Origin of the sequence: Streptomyces sp. NPDC001231 (assembly GCF_042896885.1) — a bacterium.
In the GTDB taxonomy this organism is placed as follows: domain Bacteria; phylum Actinomycetota; class Actinomycetes; order Streptomycetales; family Streptomycetaceae; genus Streptomyces.
Genome location: NZ_JBIAXS010000001.1, coordinates 134,302 through 151,227, shown reverse-complemented (window position 1 = coordinate 151,227; position 16,926 = coordinate 134,302). Strand labels below are relative to the sequence as shown.

The 16,926-nt window shown below is 72.0% G+C and carries 13 protein-coding genes; 1 reads left to right on the top strand and 12 read right to left on the bottom strand.

Translation table 11 applies throughout. From position 1 onward, the window contains the following. Nucleotides 1-366: 366 nt before the first annotated feature. The 11 genes from ACFY3J_RS00735 to ACFY3J_RS00685 all read right to left on the bottom strand — a co-directional run bounded on the left by ACFY3J_RS00735 (nt 367) and on the right by ACFY3J_RS00685 (nt 15,172). Nucleotides 367-1,533 (bottom strand): MAB_1171c family putative transporter, encoded by a 1,167-nt coding sequence (locus ACFY3J_RS00735; RefSeq protein ID WP_384173536.1) that lies wholly within the window; start codon nt 1,531-1,533, stop codon nt 367-369. Continuing rightward, nucleotides 1,530-2,054, bottom strand: coding sequence for a toxin (locus ACFY3J_RS00730; RefSeq protein ID WP_384174090.1), 525 nt, complete (start codon nt 2,052-2,054; stop codon nt 1,530-1,532). The genes ACFY3J_RS00735 and ACFY3J_RS00730 overlap by 4 nt, the downstream gene beginning before the upstream one ends. 86 nt (nt 2,055-2,140) lie before the next feature. Continuing rightward, the gene (locus ACFY3J_RS00725) at nt 2,141-2,401 is read right to left on the bottom strand and encodes a hypothetical protein (RefSeq protein WP_390839680.1); all 261 of its coding nucleotides are present in this window, start codon (nt 2,399-2,401) and stop codon (nt 2,141-2,143) included. Between the two features lie 139 nt (nt 2,402-2,540). After that, on the bottom strand, nt 2,541-5,507 hold the full coding sequence (locus ACFY3J_RS00720) for a beta-galactosidase (protein ID WP_390839678.1): 2,967 nt from the start codon (nt 5,505-5,507) through the stop codon (nt 2,541-2,543). A 153-nt stretch (nt 5,508-5,660) separates the two neighbouring features. Then, nucleotides 5,661-7,319, bottom strand: a complete 1,659-nt coding sequence (locus ACFY3J_RS00715) for a pyridoxal phosphate-dependent aminotransferase (RefSeq protein WP_390839676.1) — start codon at nt 7,317-7,319, stop codon at nt 5,661-5,663. 549 nt (nt 7,320-7,868) lie between these two features. Further along, nucleotides 7,869-9,113: a multiple monosaccharide ABC transporter permease gene (gene mmsB / locus ACFY3J_RS00710; protein ID WP_384173548.1), complete on the bottom strand. Its 1,245-nt coding sequence runs from the start codon at nt 9,111-9,113 to the stop codon at nt 7,869-7,871. After that, the gene (gene mmsA, locus ACFY3J_RS00705; RefSeq protein WP_390839674.1) at nt 9,110-10,669 is read right to left on the bottom strand and encodes a multiple monosaccharide ABC transporter ATP-binding protein; all 1,560 of its coding nucleotides are present in this window, start codon (nt 10,667-10,669) and stop codon (nt 9,110-9,112) included. Before mmsA ends, mmsB begins: the two co-directional genes overlap by 4 nt. Nucleotides 10,670-10,721: 52 nt before the next feature. Then, the gene (gene chvE / locus ACFY3J_RS00700; protein WP_384173553.1) at nt 10,722-11,831 is read right to left on the bottom strand and encodes a multiple monosaccharide ABC transporter substrate-binding protein; all 1,110 of its coding nucleotides are present in this window, start codon (nt 11,829-11,831) and stop codon (nt 10,722-10,724) included. 71 nt (nt 11,832-11,902) lie between these two features. After that, entirely contained in the window at nt 11,903-12,871 is a 969-nt protein-coding gene (locus ACFY3J_RS00695) for a hypothetical protein (protein ID WP_384173556.1), read from the bottom strand. 136 nt (nt 12,872-13,007) lie between these two features. Next, nucleotides 13,008-14,012, bottom strand: coding sequence for a zinc-binding dehydrogenase (locus tag ACFY3J_RS00690; RefSeq protein ID WP_390839671.1), 1,005 nt, complete (start codon nt 14,010-14,012; stop codon nt 13,008-13,010). Next, the gene (locus ACFY3J_RS00685; protein WP_390839985.1) at nt 14,009-15,172 is read right to left on the bottom strand and encodes a mandelate racemase/muconate lactonizing enzyme family protein; all 1,164 of its coding nucleotides are present in this window, start codon (nt 15,170-15,172) and stop codon (nt 14,009-14,011) included. The genes ACFY3J_RS00690 and ACFY3J_RS00685 overlap by 4 nt, the downstream gene beginning before the upstream one ends. Before the next feature lie 220 nt (nt 15,173-15,392). On the opposite strand from ACFY3J_RS00685, the gene ACFY3J_RS00680 reads away from it, so the two are divergent. Continuing rightward, nucleotides 15,393-16,343 carry a hypothetical protein gene (locus tag ACFY3J_RS00680; protein ID WP_390839669.1) on the top strand — a complete coding sequence of 317 codons (951 nt, stop codon included), beginning with the start codon at nt 15,393-15,395 and terminating at the stop codon, nt 16,341-16,343. Nucleotides 16,344-16,412: 69 nt separating this feature from the next. Here the strand turns inward: ACFY3J_RS00680 and ACFY3J_RS00675 are convergent, their stop codons facing one another. Then, nucleotides 16,413-16,862, bottom strand: a complete 450-nt coding sequence (locus ACFY3J_RS00675; protein ID WP_384173565.1) for a MarR family winged helix-turn-helix transcriptional regulator — start codon at nt 16,860-16,862, stop codon at nt 16,413-16,415. Between the last annotated feature and the right edge of the window lie 64 nt (nt 16,863-16,926).

Genomic DNA, 16,926 nt, shown 5'->3' with positions numbered 1-16,926 from the left:
CGGGTGGCGGTGTCGCTGCTCTGTGTGTGGCGTCCCCGCGGGGGACGGCTGTCCGGGGCGTGGGTGCCGGGCACGGGGTGGCCCCACGCTCGCCGGGCGGCGGTGTCGCCGCTCTGTGTGTGGCGTCCCCGCGGGGGACGGCTGTCCGGGGCGTGGGTGCCGGGCAGGGGGTGGCCGCGCGCTCGCCGGGCGGCGGTGTCGCTGCTCCGTGCGCGGCGGTCCCGCGCGGGCCGGTCCGGTGGGTGGTCGGGGGGTGCGTGGTCGGCGGGTGTGCCGCCGGGCCGCGGGCGGTGGCGGCGGGTGCGGTCGTTGTGGGCGCGGCTTCGGGGGTTTCTCGTGGCGGTCGTCGGGCCGCGTGGGAGTCGGTCATGGTGTGGTCGTGGGGGTCGGGCCGGTGGGGACACGGGTGGCCGTTGCGGGGGTGGGGGCGGCCAGCGCGTCCGCGACGCGGACCAGGGCGGCCGGGCCCGGTACCCGGACGGTCAGCCGGTCCGCCTCGCCGGGCAGCGGCTCGCCGGGCTCGCGCACGGCGGCGGCGATGACCGCCGCCCACGCGGCGGCCTCGGCGCGCTCGGTGTCACCGGTCGACCCCAGCACCGCCTCGTGGGTGCGCTCGTACAGGGACCGGTCGAAGGACGCGTCCAGATAGCTGAGCGCGTTGTGGATGCTGGTCTGACGCCACATCAGCCGGGTGGTGGGCGTGGCCCAGCGCGGCCGCGGCAGCCGCAGACAGCGGCGGGTGAGCAGGTCGTCCAGCTCGCGCTCCAGCGGTTCCAGCCGCGCGTACGCCAGCCGGGACCGCCGCCACTCGGTGAGGCGGGGCCCGGCCAGCGGCACCAGGATGCCCGCCGACGTCAGCAGGGCGCCCATCCCGGCGGCGGCCGGCGAGACGTTCGTGCCGAGCGAGGACCAGTCCCGCCCGCACCAGCGGGCGACCACGGCGACGAGCTTGGTCACGCTGTACCCGCCGGCGCACAGCGACCCCACCCCCAGCACCACCAGCCCCGCACGCAGCCAGCCGGCCACCTCGCGCGCCCAGCGCAGCGCGGACACCGTGGTGACGCTGACGGCGCAGAGATGCCCCACCAGGTACAGCACGATCATCTCGGCGACGAACGGCGTCGTGGCGTAGTAGGTGTCCAGGTCGGTACGGCGCTCCACCGGCGCCTCGCCGAGCGCGAACGTGACGGCGATGCCGACGAGCACCAGCGTGTAGGCCACGATCCAGCGCCGGGCCACCCGGTGCACGTGCTCGCCGCCCCGCCAGTAGACGACGAGGACCTGGGAGGCCGCGCTGTACGCGGTGATCGACGCGTACGTGAGCGGTGCGGCGAGGTTCGGCACACCGCTGAGCCGGTTGATCGCGCCGACCGTCGGCGGAGCCCCGAGGAGGAAGCAGAAGCCGCCCAGACCCAGCACCGCGCAGATCGCGCGGAGATAGGGATCGCTCCGGTGGCGGGCCAGATCGGGGGCCTTCACCGCCAGGCCCAGCCACAGCACACCGCAGCTGACGTAGTTGATCAGGCCGCTCATGTTCCCCGGTTCCCCCGGTAGTTGAGCGCCGCTCCGATACGTCCGGCGAGGTCCTGGCCGTGGTCGGGACCGTCGCCGAACACCGGGTCCGCCGACGCCTCCAGCCAGGTCCGCAGCCGACGGCCCATCAGCATGCCGAACCGGTCGGCCTCCTGCTCGTCGGCCAGGCTGAAGTCGGTGCGCGCCGCGACCGGCCGGGGCGGGCCCGCGGCGGGCGCGGCGTCCCCATCGGCCTCCCGCCGGTTCATGTGCCACACCTCGTGGCAGAAGATCACGATCTGGTGCCACACGGCGGCCCGCTGGTCGACGACGACCACGTCCTGGGTCTCGCCCTCCAGCCACAGCCCGCTGGCGGTGTGCGGCGGGAACACCTCCCGCCGGACCACGACCCGGCGGCCCCGCCAGGCGCTGACGGAGTCGACGAGCGCGGTTAACAGCACCTCCGGGTCGGCGGGTACCGGCACCTGGATGGGGTCGATGAGCGCGTCGGCGAGCCGCCGCATCTCCCTTTTCCTACGCACCATGTTCCCCCGCGCATCTCCCAGGCCTGCCCCCATCATCCCCGCGCCGCCCGCGGTGGCGGAAGGTCTTTCCTCCCACACTCGTGTCACTCATGAACGGGCACGCTCCCCGCCGGCACGGAGGCCCTGAGGCATACCGCCTCGACGCGGGCGGGGTGGCGCGGGGCCCGCGAGACCGCGCCGATCTCGCGCAGCATCGGGTCCTGCCACAGCCGGATGACCGTGGACAGTTTGATCACCAGGGCGGCGGTGAGCACGGCGGCCGGGATCCAGAAGGAGACGGAGCACCGCCCGGCCAGTACGGCGGGGTCCAGGGCGAGGCGGACCGACCCGCCCGCTGAGTCCATCGCCACACCCCTTCCGGCCCTCCGTCACGGGAGGGCCGTCCGAGCCTACGCGGCGGGAGTTGCCCGCGTCATGCGATCCGGTGACCGTTGTGCGACCGGGAACGACCGCTGCCTTTCGGCTAGTTGAGCGCTTGCCGTGTCACCGACCCGGCGACGGCAGCGGCGTCACCGGCACCCCGCCGGCCGCCGCGCCCAGCAGCGTCAACCGCACCCGTCCCGGGCCCGACAGCGTGGTGAACTCCGACAGCACCGCCAGGGCCAGGGTGTTGGTGCCCCGGGTGCGCAGGATCCCGTTCGGCAGGACGAACGTGTGCTGCGGACCGACATCGTTGATGTACTGGCCCATGTTCCAGCCGTTGAGGAAGATCTGCGCGCGGTAGGAGCGGTACCGGTCGTCGTCCAGGGTGAGCCCGATCGAGGCGTCGACGCCCTGCTCCACGGCCAGCCGGAACGTGGTCCGGTACCAGGTCACCCCCTGCCGCCGCGCCGCGCGCGGGAACGTGACCGGCTCCCAGTCGCGGTCCGGGAAGCCCGGCAGGTGCCAGCCCTCCCGCTCCCCGTACAGCCCGCCGTTGTTCAGCGGTCCGCGCACCGGGTCGGGCGCGGCCTCGCCCTGGATCCGCCACCGCACCTTCGGCGCGGCCCCCGTGAAGGTGACCGCCGTCAGACCGCGCGCCGCCTTGTGGGTGTCGCGCGCCGCGCCGTCCTGGTCGTGCTGCATCCGCCGCACCAGGACCGACAGCACGTGCCGGCCGGGTCCGCGCTGCGGGCCGCGCACCGGGAAGACCGCCGTGTCCGACCAACTTCCCCGCCGGATGGTGCTGTTGTCGGGCACCGGCATCCGGTGGGTGCCCAGCGGCTCACCGTCCAGCCACGCCATCAGCAGTCCCTGCGTGCCGGTGCTGTAGGCGAGGGAGACCGATTCGACGCTCGTGGAGTCCGTGAACGTGCCGCGGTACCAGACGTCCCCGTAGTGGAATCCGTAGTCGTCGGCGAACAGCACCGGCTGCCCCTTCGGCACGGGGGTCGTGCTGTGCGAGGACGTCCGGTCGGCGGGCTTCCACGCCGAGTCGTCGAAGCCCGGCCCGGACTCGGGGTTCTCGGTGCGCGTCCGCCAGCCGCCGAGCTCGGGCAGCGTCACCTCGGGCACGCCCGGCAGCGGCGCGCCGGCCCGCACGCTCCCCGAGCCGGTGGCCGACACCGGCACCGCGCGGCCGTTCCACGTCACACCGCCGATTCCGTGCGGCCCCCACATCTCCAGCCCGGTCTCCCCGACGGTGTCGCCGGTGAGGTGCACCGTGGAGCCGCGCACGGTGGCGGTGCGCAGCAGCGCGGGGCCGTGGACCAGCAGGGAGCCCGACGGGGTGTCGTACGGCCACAGACGCATCGAGGTCGCCTCGTCGGCGAAGAGCAGCAGCAGCGGGCGGTCGTTTCCGTCGCCCTCCACCCGGACCCCGATCAGCCCGCCGGCGCCGAGCGGGACGGTCAGGCGCAGCAGGCCCCGGTCGTAGGCGTACGCGGCCTGCTGGCTCATCCGGGTGACCAGCGGCTCCTCGGCGGCCTCCAGCACCACGCGGGCCAAGTCGCCCTGCGGCCCGCAGAACACGGCGACGTCCTGCTGTCCCGCGGTGAGGAACAGCATCGGCTGCGCGGTCGAGTACCGCACCTTGCGCCGCCCCAGCGACAGCCCGGTGACCATCAGCCGGGCGTCCCGGGCCGGCACGGTCACCGGCAGGTCGGCGCCGACCGCGCGCAGCGTCGAGGAGACCTCCTGGTCGCCGTCGTTGCGCAGGACGTAGACGTGGGCGCCGGTGTCCGGGTTCTTCAGGTGGTACGTCCTCAGCCCGCGCACCTTCACAGCGGCCGCGCGGTCCAGCCTGGCGAAGTCCGGGATGCGCTGGAGCATGTGCCCGATCTGGTGCATCGGCACCAGCTTGTCGCTGGGCCGGCGACCCTCGTCGAGGGCCGCCCCGTAGTCGTACGACGTGTAGACGACCGGCGCGGGCAGCCAGCCCCAGGAGGTGCCGCCGAACGCCATGTACACGTTGTGGACGGTGATGCCGTTGGCGAGGTGGGTCAGATAGAAGCGCCGCTCGTACGCCGCGTCCCGGGTGCGCCGCGACTCCGCGTATCCCTTGCCCTTCGACCAGGCACCGCCCCACGGATCGAACCAGCCGCCGCCGGACTCCGGCATGAACCCGGGTGTGCGCGGACTGGCGCTCGCCCCGCCGGTCTTGCCGCCGCTCCCGAAGTACCCCCAGTCGGGCGGGGTCTGGGACGGCGACGGGTACCCGTCGAACCCGTACAGCCACCGCCGCTTCTCACCGCCGGTGTCGAACGAGCCGGGGATCCAGTGGCCGTTCCTGCCCTTGTCGTTGTGGAAGAGGGGGACGTCGATGCCGTCGGCGCGCACCTTCTTGTACAGGTGGGCCATGTAGGCGCGACCGGTCGGCTCGTCCACGTGGGCGTCGTACTCGTTCTCGATCTGGTAGAGCAGGACCGTGCCGGTGCCCCGGGTGAACAGGTGCCGGGCGGCGATGGCGTCGACGTGACCCAGCCACTCGTCGACGTGTTTCAGGTACGTGGGATCGGCGGTCCGCGCGGTGCCCTCGGTGGCGGTCAGCCAGCCGGGGAAGCCGCCGCCGTCGACCTCGGCGTTGATGTAGGGGCCGGGGCGCAGGATGACGTAGAGGCCGGTCTCGGCGGCCATGCGCAGGAACAGGTCCAGATCCCGCACCCCGGTGAAGTCGTACTTTCCCGGGGCGGGGGAGTGGTAGTTCCAGGCCACGTAGACGCTGACGGCGTTGTAGCCGTAGGCGCGCATCTTCTGGAGCACGTCCCGCCACAGGGCGGGGCTCGGCAGCCTGAAGGGGTGCATCTCGCCCGACCACAGCACCAGCCGCCGGCCGTCCACCAGCAGCGAGTAGCGGTCGAAGCCGACGCTGTGCCGCCGTCCGTCGGCGCGCGGCGGGGGCGGCGGCGGGCCGGTGGGCACGGAGCGGGCGGCGTAGGCCGACGGCGCCCCCGGTCCGCCGCTGCCGCCCAGGGCCAGTCCGAGCGCGGCGGCGCCGGCGAGGGCGCTGAATGAACGTCTGCTGAGCGCCAAGGGTGTGCCTCCGGGGCGATCTTACGGGGCGCGGGTGCCGCCATTCTGCACGGAAGCCGAGCCGCGCCCCGCACGCACACGGAACTCGGCGCCGCCGCACGACGGCGTACGAGCGGCGCCGGAGTCCCGCGGAGAGGCCCCCTGGCCCCGCCGCTAGCCCGCTTGTCCCATGCCTGCCGCGTTCGGCCAGTTCTGGGGGCTGGGCCAGCCGGTCGCCGGGGCCGGGGTCAGGCCGGGGGCGGCGGGGGGCGGGGCGGTCATGCCGCGCACCTGGGCGGCGGTGAGGCCGCCGCGGGCGGGGACACCCGGCGGGGTGGGGCCGGGAGCGGGCGCCGGTACGGGTGCCGGGGCGGGGGCGGGAGCCGGGACCTGTTGTGCCGCCGGTGCCAGGGGGTGCATCGGGGCCGGTGCGGGGGCCGGCGGCTGGGCGGTGGCCGCCGGCAGGGGCGTGCCGGGGGCGACCTGCTGCGGGGCGGTGGCCGCCGACGCCGTGACGGGGAGCGGCATCCCGGTGCCGGCGGCCGGGGCGGCTGTCCCCGGGGCCGCGGCCATACCAGGAACGGCGGCCACGGCGGCCTGCGCGGTGGCGGGCATCCGCAGCCCGCCCCCGTTGGTCTCGCTCACCAGCCGGTCCACCGCGGCCGTACCCGAGCTGTAGTTGGTCCCTGTACCCAGCTCGGGTACGGCCGCTCCCCTCCCGCTCCCGTAGAGCACCTGTTCCAAGGCGGAGACGAGACGACGAACGTCCACCTCGGGGCGCACCACGAGCCGCAGGAAGCGGCTGGAGGAGCCGATCTTGTTGCCGCACTCACGGACCAGGATCCGGTGCTCGGTGAGCAGCCGGTCCCGCACCACGGTGCCCTCGGCGCCCACGGGAAGGCGCACGAAGAGGAAGTTGCCCTGGGACGGGTAGACCGTCAGACCGGGCAGCGCCGAGAGGTGGGCGGCCATCTCCAGCCGGTCGCGGCGCACATGCTGAAGGCTCTGCCGGTACTCCGCGCCGTGCTCCTTGAGCATGAACACCACGTGCTCGGCGAAGGAGTTGAGGTTCCACTTCGGCAGCATCGAACGGACCTTGCCCGCCAGTGCCGGATTGGCGACCAGGTACCCGAAGCGGATGCCGTGCAGGCCGAAGTTCTTGCCCAGGCTGCGCAGCACGACCACGTTCGGGCGCAGCATCGCCTCCTGCACCACACTCGGCTCGGCCTCGGCGTCGGCGAACTCCAGGAACGACTCGTCGATCACCACCAGGTCCAGATCGGCCAGGGCGTCCATGAACTGCACCAGCGCGTGCTTGGGCACGAAGCCGCCGTCGGGGTTGTTGGGGTTGCAGACCACGGCGACCCTGGTCCCCCGCGCCCGGATGAACTCGACGTACTGCGCCGGGTCCAGGGCGAAGCCGTTGGACTCCTGGAGCGGGAACATGTCGACCCGCTTGCCGGTCTCCATGGGCTGGTCGGTCCAGCGGCCGAAGGTGGGGACGGGGACGGCCAGGGACTCACGCACGAGCAGATGGTCGATCCAGGTGATCAGCTCGGTGGAGCCGTTGCCCATCGCCACGCACTGGGGCGGCAGTTGGAGAAGACTGCACAGTTCGGCGGTGATCGTGTCGGCGCTGGACGGGTAGTACGTGACGATCTCGCGCAGCCGTGTCGCCATGTCCTGGAACATGGCGGGCGTGGGGAAGTAGGGGTTGCACGGAATGCAGAAGTCCACCGGCCCGGCCCCGTCGCCGCCCTCCCGCGTCAGCGCGGCCATCGACGGGCTGTGCGCCGCGGTGCTGCGGAACAGCGAGGTGACGTTGTCAGCCATCAGATTCCTTTCGAGGGGGCCGTCGACTGCAGCCGGTGGGGAAGGGGAGTTCGTCTGCCGAATGTGTGACCTTTCCGGGCGGTGCTCGTTGAATGTGGGGTGGGCAGGTCTTCGAGCCGGGGCTGATCGGGGGCGTTGTGGTTGTGGCCAGAGGCGACCGCCGTGAATCGCAGCACACTGCTGTCACCGAAACCCTGCGCCGTGCACGGAGGGGCCAAGGGTGCTCCGCGCGTACAAGTTCCTCCTGCGCCCCACCGTGCGTCAGACGGCCGCGCCGGATGGGATGGTGCGGGACCACCTCCCGGTCCTCTGCCACGTGGCCCAGCCACTGACGCAGGAAGCCCGCGCCTTCACGCGTGGGTGGAGTCACGGAACCTCCGTGTGTGGCGGGCCCGGCGGGGACGACCGGGCCCGTCGTCCTGGGGTGGCCCGCGCGGGGGAGCACGGGCCACCCATGGATACGGAGACGGAGGCGGCGTTGTTCAACTCATGTGTGGGAAGTGTGATTCCCGGGTACCGCGACCCCGCGCGGGTGCGGCGCGGGCCGGTTCACGAGCCGGACCTGCGCTTGTTCCACACGTCGAACCCGACCGCCGCAAGCAGCGCCAGGCCCTTGATGACCTGCTGCCAGTCGGTGCCGACGCTGAGCAGGTTCATGCCGTTGTTCAGCACGCCGAGGACGAGGCCGCCGATGATCGCGCCGAGCACGGTGCCGACACCGCCGCTCATGGAGGCGCCGCCGATGAACGACGAGGCGATCGCCTCCAGTTCGTAGTTCACGCCCGCCTTCGGAGAGGCCGCGTTCAGGCGGGCCGCCACCACCAGACCCGCCAGGGCCGCGAGCACGCCCATGTTCAGGAACACCTGGAAGGTGACCCGCCTGTCCTTGACGCCGGACAGCTTCGCGGCGGGCAGGTTGCCGCCGATGGCGTAGATGTGGCGGCCGAAGACGGCGTTGCGCATCACATAGCCGTAGCCGACCACCAGCACGCCGAGGACGATCAGCACGATCGGCGCGCCCTTGTAGCTGGCGAGCAGCAGCGTGACGATCAGGACCGCGGCGACGAGGGCGACGAGCTTGAGCGCGAACAGCCGCGCGGGCGGCACGTCGAGGGAGAACTCCTGCTGCCGGCGCCGGTCGCGCACCTCCTGCCACACCACGGAGGCGATCAGGACGAGGCCGAGGAGCAGGGTGAGGTTGTGGTAGTTGGTGTTCGGGCCGACCTCGGGCAGGAAGCCGTTGCCCATCTTCTGGAGCCCACCCGGGAACGGGCCGAGGGTCTGGCCCTTGAGCAGGATCTCCGTCAGACCGCGGAAGAGCAGCATCCCGGCGAGGGTGACGATGAACGACGGTATGCCCAGGTAGGCGATCATGAACCCTTGCAGCGAGCCCGCTGCCGCCCCCACCAGCAGGCACAGGCCCACCGCGACCGGCCACGGCACCTGGTGGCTGACCGTCAGCGCCGCCGCCACCGCGCCGACGAAAGCGGTCAGCGAGCCGACCGACAGGTCGATGTGGCCCGCGATGATCACCATCATCATGCCGATGGCCAGGATCAGGATGTAGCTGTTCTGGAGCACCAGGTTGGAGACGTTGCGCGGCAGCAGCAGGTCCCCTCCGGTCCAGATCTCGAACAGGACGACGATCAGGCCGAGCGCGATCAGCATGCCGTACTGCCGCATGTTGCGGCGCAGGCCGTTCAGCACCAGCCGGAGCAGACCGTGGCCGGCGGCCGCCGCGCCGCGCTCCGGTGGCGCGGGGGCCGGGGTCTGCGCGGTCACGTCCGTGCTCATCGCGTCACCTCTTCGTCCTTCGTGTTCTTCGTCATGTGGCGCATCAGCACTTCCTGGGTGGCCTCGGCCCGCGGCACCTCACCGGTCAGCCGCCCCGCGGCCATCGTGTAGATGCGGTCGCACATGCCGAGCAGCTCCGGCAGTTCGGAGGAGATGAAGACGACCGCCTTGCCCTGGGCGGCCAACCGGTCGATGACCGTGTAGATCTCGTACTTGGCGCCCACGTCGATGCCGCGCGTGGGCTCGTCCAGGATCAGCACGTCCGGACCGGCGAAGATCCACTTGCTGAGGACGACCTTCTGCTGGTTGCCGCCGGACAGCCTGCCCACCGGCTCGAAGACGGTCGGCGCCTTGATGTTCATGGACGTGCGGAAGCCCTCGGCGACCTGCCGCTCCTCGTGCTCGTCCACCACGCCCCGCCGGGCCACCTTGCGCAGCGCGGTCAGCGAGATGTTCCGGTGGACGGTGTCGATGAGGTTCAGGCCGTAGTGCTTGCGGTCCTCGGTGACATAGGCGATGCCGTGCCCGACCGCCTCCGCGACGGTCCTGGTGTTGATCTCCCGGCCGTCCTTGAGGACCATGCCGGCCGCGTACCGGCCGTAGGCGCGGCCGAAGACGCTCATCGCCAGTTCGGTGCGGCCGGCGCCCATCAGGCCCGCGATGCCGACGATCTCCCCGCGCCGCACCCGGACCGACACGTCGTCGACGACCCGGCGCTGCCGGTCGATCGGGTGGAACACCGTCCAGCCCCGGATCTCCAGGGCCGGGGCCGCGCCCTCCTCGGGCTGGTGCGGGGTGCGTTCGGGAAAGCGGTGGTCGAGGTCGCGGCCGACCATGCCGGCGATGATCCGCTCCTCGGTGGTGCCGGCCGCCTTCACGTCCAGGGTCTCGATGGTGCGGCCGTCGCGCAGGATCGTCACCGAGTCGGCGACCCGGCGGATCTCGTTCAGCTTGTGGGAGATGACGATCGAGGTGATGCCCTGCTTCTTCAACTCCAGGATCAGACGCAGGAGTTTGCCGCTGTCCTCGTCGTTCAGGGCGGCCGTCGGCTCGTCCAGGATGAGCAGCTTCACCGACTTCGACAGCGCCTTGGCGATCTCCACGAGCTGCTGCTTGCCGACGCCGATGTCGGCGACCCGAGTCTCGGGGTGCTCGTCGAGGCCGACGCGGCGCAGCAGTTCGGTGGCGTGCCGGAGGGTGTCGTTCCAGTTGATGAACCCGCGGGTGGCGTGTTCGTTGCCGAGGAAGATGTTCTCCGCGATGGACAGGTACGGCACCAGCGCCAGTTCCTGGTGGATGATGACGATGCCGCGCCGCTCGCTGGCCCGGATGTCCCTGAAACGGCAGACCTCCTCCTCGAAGAGGATCTCGCCCTCGTAACTTCCGTGCGGATGGACGCCGGAGAGCACTTTCATCAGGGTGGACTTGCCGGCGCCGTTCTCCCCGCAGATGGCGTGCACCTCGCCCCGGCGAACCGTCAGCGTGACGTCCGACAGCGCCTTGACACCGGGAAAGGTCTTGCCGATCGAGCGCATTTCCAGGACGGGTCCCGCCATGGTCGTGCCTTCCAGTCGGTTGGGGTCGGTGGATGCGGCGGTCGCTTCCCGGCTACTTGTTCAGCTCGGCGTCGGTGTAGTAGCCGCCCTTGACCAGGACCTCCTCGTAGTTGCTCTGGTCGACGCTCACCGGTTGCAGCAGGTAGGCCGGGACCACCTTCGTGCCGTTGTCGTAGGTCTTGGTGTCGTTGACCTGCGGCTTCTTGTCCTTCAGAGCGTCGTCGACCATGGCCGAGGCGACCTCGGCGAGCTTGCGGGTGTCCTTGTAGACGGTCTGCGTCTGCTCGCCCGCGATGATCGACTTCACCGAGGCCAGCTCGGCGTCCTGACCGGTGACGACGGGCAGCGGTTTGCTCCCCGAGCCGTAGCCGTCCGACTTCAGCGCGGAGAGGATGCCGATGGAAATGCCGTCGTAGGGCGAGAGCACCGCGTCGACCCGGCCGCTCTTGTAGGAGGAGGTGAGGATGTCGTCCATGCGCCGCTGCGCGGTCGCGCCGTCCCAGCGCAGGGTGGTGACCTTGGTGAGCTGCGTCTGGCCGGACCTCACCTTCAGCTTGCCGCTGTCCAGGTACGGCTTCAGGACGCTCATCGCGCCGTTGAAGAAGTACTTGGTGTTGTTGTCGTCGTTGGAGCCGGCGAACAGCTCGATGTTGAACGGGCCCTTGCCGCCCTTCAGGCCGAGCTTGTCGACGATGTAGCCGGCCTGGAGCCGGCCGACCTTCTCGTTGTCGAAGGAGGCGTAGTAGTCGACGTGCTCCGTGCCGAGGATCAGCCGGTCGTAGGCGATGACCGGGATGCCGGCGTCGGCCGCCTCCTGGAGCACGTTGTTCAGCGACTTGTTGTCGATGGCGGCGACGATCAGGCCCTTGACGCCCTGGGTGATCAGGTTCTCGATCTGCGAGACCTGGGTGTCGGGGTTGTCCTCGCCGAAGACCAGCTTGGTCCGGTAGCCCTTGGCCTGGAGGTCCTTGACGACGTTGTCGCCGTCGGAGATCCACCGCTCGGAGGACTTCGTCGGCATCGCGACGCCGATGGTGGCGCCCTTGGTGCTGCCCGCCTTCTCCTTGCTGCCGCCCTCGCTGTTCTGCCCGCAGGCGGACAGGGTCAGGGCGAGGGACGCGGCTGCGGCCGTGGCGGCGAGGGCGGCTCTGCGGTTGCGCATGGTGATCAGTCCTTGTCCGTCTGGTCGGGGTGGGGTGTGGGGAGGTGCTCTCGGCGTCTGCCAGGCGTCTGTCAGGCGCCGGTGGGGAAGCGGTGGAGCGGGCCCGGCAGCCGGGAGCCGAGCGGCGCCATGTCACCGGCGGCGCCGTGTCGGGCGAGCAGGTCCAGGGCGAGCCGGCCGCGCCGCACCCGTTCCCGAGCGGTGGCCAGGGTGAGCTCGCGCAGGTGGTGTCCGTACGGGTAGATGCCGGGCGCCTTGGACAGGCCGAACTTCAGATAGAGCGGTGCGCCGCGCCGGATCAGCTCGGCGACCTCGTACATCCGCACATAGCCGCCGAGGTCGTCGGGTGCCTCGATGTACATGTCCATGGGGGCGCCCGACACCCGCCGGATCTCGGTGAGGTGATCGAGTGTCAGATCGCTGGGCACATTGACGGAGTCGGCGCCCAGCCGCTCGAAGACGGCGTACGACGCCGGGTTCACCGGGCCGATCAGCGCGGACACCTTCAGGGTGGTGTCGGCCGGGATCAGTCCCGTCGTACGCGCCCGGTGCAGCGTCCACAGCACCCCCTCGTCGGCGACGAGCAGGCAGCGCACACCCAACTCCGTGGCCCGTACGGCGTCTTCGACGCAACCGGCGACCGCGTCGTGGCCGCGGGCGCGCAGCCCCGCCCCGCGCGAGTCGGAGCGCACCGAGCCGCCGGTGTCCCAGGTGCCGCGCGGGCCGGTGAACAGGCACAGCTCGACGCCGCGTGCGGCACTCGCCCCGGCCATCTCGGTGATCTCGGCGTCGGTCAGCATCCACACGCCGCTGCCCTGGCTGATCCGGTGGATCGGCACATCGAGCCGTGCGGCCTCGTCGAGGACCACCGCCAGCGCCTCCGGGCCCTCGCACGAGGGGATCTCGGTGCGCCAGCGGCCGCCGCCCGGGAAGGCGTGGGGCGAGGCGTCGGCGGGGTCGAGGGCGGGGGCGCCCAGGCCGAGCGCGGTGAGCGCCTGCTCACCGGGCCTGCGGGCGGCCGTTGCGGAAGCGTCGGTCACAGGCAGTCCTTCGTGTTCGGTATCTCGGACAAGGTTCGCGACTCCGGATGTGGCGGGCCGTGCAGGGGACCGGCGGTGAACCGGCCCCGGTGCGCCGCTCACGGCGTCGTAGGGTCACGCCGTGAGCGGCGCACGGTCACGGGCGGAGCAGCACCTTGCCCACCTTCGGATCGCCCGCACCGACCAGATCGATGGCGTGCGAGAACTCGGCGAGCGGGAGTTCGTGGGTGACGAGCGGGAGCGGATCGAGCAGCCCGGCCGCGAACACCCGCACCGTGTGTGCCCAGGCGTGCGGCGGCGCCCCGAAGACGGTGTGCACCTCCAGCTGCCGTACGACGAGGTCGGTCGGGTCCAGTCCCTCGGCGCCCGGTGCCGGGATGCCCGTCAGGACCAGCCGCCCACCGCGTCTGAGCAGCGCGGCGGCGGTCCGCGCCGCGTCCGCGGACCCGGCGGTCTCGATCACCACGTCGAAGCCGCCGGGCAGCCGCCGGTCCTTGGTGGAGAAGCCGGTGGCGCCGAACCGCCGGGCCAGGGCCTCGCGGTCGTCGCGTGTGCCGACGACCAGCAGCTCGGCCGGAGAGAGGGCCTTGAGGAACTGGACGGCGAACATCCCGAGCGTGCCGGTGCCGACCACGGCGACCCGCTCGCCCGGCCGGGCGTCCGCCTTCAGCGCGGCGGCCGCGACACATGCGGCCGGCTCCAGCAGGGCGGCAGCGGTGAGGTCGGCGTCCTCGGGCAGCACGTGCAGCAGCCTGGCCGGCAACGTCAGCGTGGCGGCCATGGCGCCGGGCCGGGTGAAGCCGGTCTCCTCGTAGCCCGCAGTGCACAGGGTCGTCTCGCCCGCGTGACAGCGGTCGCACACCTGGCAGTTGCGGAAACCCTCGCCGACCACCTTGCGGCCCACGAGACCGCCGGGCACCCCGGTGCCCACCCGCCGGACCGTCCCGGACCACTCGTGGCCCGGCGTCAGCGGGTAACGGACGTACCCCTCGGGCCGGTTGCCCTGGTACACCTCGCGGTCGCTGCCGCAGATCCCCACGGCGTGCACGGCGACCAGTGCCTCGCCCGGACCCGGGTCGCGCGGCGTGTGCCCGGCGATCCGGTGCGCGCCCGGGGCCTCGACGACGACCTCGGCGCTCACTTCGTCCCCTTCGGCCTGCGCTGCTCCCAGCCCTCGGCCCACAGGTCGAACCGGGCCTGCTGCTGGGGGAATTCGGCCGCCGCGTCGACGTCCAGCTCGACGCCGAGACCGGGCGCGTCGGAGAGGTGGAAGCAGCCGTCCTCCGGGTCCACCCGGGGCGCGCCCCTGACCACCTTCTTGATCTCCGCGTCCGCGAAGTCGTTGAAATGCTCCAGGACCTTGAAGTTCGGTGTGGCGAAACCCACTTGGAGCGAGGCCGCGGTGAGCACGGACCCGCCCACGTTGTGCGGGGCGACGAGCATGTAGTGCGTCTCGGCGGTCGCGGCCAGCTTCCGGGTCTCCCAGATGCCGCCGATGTGGCCGACGTCCGGCTGGATGATGTCGGCGGACTGGTCGTCGAAGAGCTCGCGGAACTCGATCCGGTCGTGGATGCGCTCTCCGGTGGCGACCGGTACGTCCACCTTGGCGGCGACCTTCCGCAGCGCCTTCAGGTTCTCCGGCGGGACGGGCTCCTCCAGCCAGGCCGGGGCGAAGGGCGCCATCTCCCCGGCCAGTCGGACGGCGGTGGCGGGGGAGAAGCGGCCGTGCATCTCCAGCATCAGCTCGGCGTCCGGGCCGATGGCGTCCCGTACGGCCTCGATGAGCGAGACGGCGTACAGGGTTTCCTCGTGGTCGAGTTCGAAGTGCCCGGTGCCGAAGGGGTCGATCTTGAGCGCCCGGTAACCGCGCTCCATGACCTCCCGCGCGGCCTTGTGGTACGCCTCCGGGGTGCGCTCGGTGGTGTACCAGCCGTTGGCGTACGCCTTGACCCGGTCGGTCACCTTGCCGCCGAGCAGTTGCCACACGGGGACGCCGAGCGCCTTGCCCTTGATGTCCCAGCAGGCCATCTCCACCACCGCGATGCCGGACATCACGATCTCACCCGCGCGGCCGAAGTCGCCGTACTTCATGCGGCGGACGAGGTCCTCGGCGGCGAACGGGTCGGAGCCGAGGATGTGGTTGGCCTCGGCCTCCCTCAAGTAGCCGATGAGCGCGTCGGTGTGGCCCAGCATCCGGGTCTCGCCGACCCCCGTGATGCCCTCGTCGGTGTGCACCTGGACGTAGGTCAGGTTGCGCCACGGCGTCCCGACCACATGGGTGCTGATTCCGGTGATGCGCACGGCGCCCGCCCCTCGGCTGCTCGACATCGATGTCGTTGTTCGAGATTTCGTCAGACGTTCGAAATGCTGGCGAGACAGTAAGGAGGGGGTGGTGAGGGTGTCAATGGGTCCGACAGATAACGGTTTCGGCGAGACTTTCGACCACTCTTTCGATCCCGCACAGAACCTTCACAGGGGTGCCTAGGAACCATGCCCATCCGGAACTTACTCTTCCCGCGTCATGAACTACTGCCACCCGTGCCGACGGCACCTCAACGGCGCCCTCGCCTGCCCGGGGTGCGGCACCCCAGTGGAGACCCTTCCCGCGTACGCGGGGGATCCGGGGGTGGGCGCGGAGGCGGTGGCCGTCCAAGTCCCGCGGGAGAGCGGAGAGCTCCACCTCGAAGAGGGGCGGGATGGGCACGACGGCCATGACAGCCACGACGGGCACGACGAGGAGGGGCTCGGCGGCGGTCCTGCCGAGCCGGAGGGGCGGGCCGGGCGGCGCCGCCCGCGCGGCCGCGGCCGGGGCGGAGCCGCCGAGGCGGCCCGGACGGACGCCGAGGACGCAGGCGGCGCAGGGAACGCGGAGGACGCCGAGGACGCCGAGGACACGGAGAGCGCGGAGGCCGTGGGGCGCCGGGGTGCGAGCCGGCGGGACCGCAAGGCCGCGGCCCACCGCAGGCGCCGCCGCCGGGTCCTGCTGATAGCCATCGGCTTCGTACTGGCGGGCGGTGGTCTGAGCCTGGCCGAACTCGGCGTCGACGCACCGGGCCTGCCGGGCTTCTCCCACCCCGAACCGGCGGCGGTCGGTGACGACGTGGAGGAGGGCGACGCGTCCCCGACCGGTACCGGCGGGACGACCGCGCCGGCTGACGGCGCTCCGGCGGCCGGTACGGGCACGGCTTCGCCGGACGCCTCCAAGTCGGCCTCGCCCTCCGCCTCAGCGAAGGACGGGAAACCGGAACCGGACGCGAGCGACGCGAGCAGCCCCCGGGAGTCGGCCGAGGCGACGGCGCAGGACGGCGCGGGCGGGGGCTCGGACGGTCCTGGTGCGCCGGACCCGGTGACCTCGGAGGCGCCCCGGCCCGCGGACCCGCCGACGACGGACCCCGCCCCACCGGCCCCTCAGCCGGATCCGACCCCCACGCCGACGCGCAAGTGCGACCGCTTCCTGTGGTGGTGCACGTAGGGAGCGATCCACGGGCCTGCGGGCCGCCCTGTCGGCACGGGCTCCACGTCGCCGTGAAGGCGGCCGCGGTCAGCCGAGTCCCCCCTGGTCCATCATCCGCCGCAGCAGGTCCCGCAGTGCCAGCCGCTCCCCCTCGGAGAGGCCCGCCAGCGGTTCCCGCGCGAAGCGCAGCCCTTCCCGCAGCTCCCGGGCCACCCGCCGCCCCTCCTCGGTCGCCGCCGCGAGCTTCACCCGCCGGTCGCCCGGATCCGGCTGCCGCTCCACCAGTCCCCGCGTCTCCAGCCGGTCCACGATCCCCGTGACGTTCGACGGCTCGCACTTCAGCTTCTGCGCCAGCTTCCGCATCGGCAGCGGTTCCAGCGACAGCAGGCTCAGCAGCCGCGCCTGCGCCCCGGTCAGCGCGTGCTCCCCGGCGGCTTCCTCGTAGTCCTCGTAGAACCGGGCCACGACGTCGCCGATCAGTTCGACGACCTCCAGGGTCAGCGCGTCGGGTCGGCGGGTGTTCGGTGCGGCGGCCATGCGTCCAGCGTACCGGCTTACTTGACTTCATGAAATATTCAGGCGCATGGTTGTTTCAGTAACT

Excerpts from the sequence above, each read along its gene's own strand:
- ACFY3J_RS00715 (WP_390839676.1), bottom strand. The coding sequence starts at position 7,319 with ATGGCTGACAACGTCACCTCGCTGTTCCGCAGCACCGCGGCGCACAGC.
- ACFY3J_RS00680 (WP_390839669.1), top strand. The coding sequence starts at position 15,393 with ATGAACTACTGCCACCCGTGCCGACGGCACCTCAACGGCGCCCTCGCC.
- ACFY3J_RS00735 (WP_384173536.1), bottom strand. The coding sequence starts at position 1,533 with ATGAGCGGCCTGATCAACTACGTCAGCTGCGGTGTGCTGTGGCTGGGC.
- ACFY3J_RS00725 (WP_390839680.1), bottom strand. The coding sequence starts at position 2,401 with ATGGACTCAGCGGGCGGGTCGGTCCGCCTCGCCCTGGACCCCGCCGTA.
- ACFY3J_RS00675 (WP_384173565.1), bottom strand. The coding sequence starts at position 16,862 with ATGGCCGCCGCACCGAACACCCGCCGACCCGACGCGCTGACCCTGGAG.
- chvE (WP_384173553.1), bottom strand. The coding sequence starts at position 11,831 with ATGCGCAACCGCAGAGCCGCCCTCGCCGCCACGGCCGCAGCCGCGTCC.
- mmsA (WP_390839674.1), bottom strand. The coding sequence starts at position 10,669 with ATGGCGGGACCCGTCCTGGAAATGCGCTCGATCGGCAAGACCTTTCCC.
- mmsB (WP_384173548.1), bottom strand. The coding sequence starts at position 9,113 with ATGAGCACGGACGTGACCGCGCAGACCCCGGCCCCCGCGCCACCGGAG.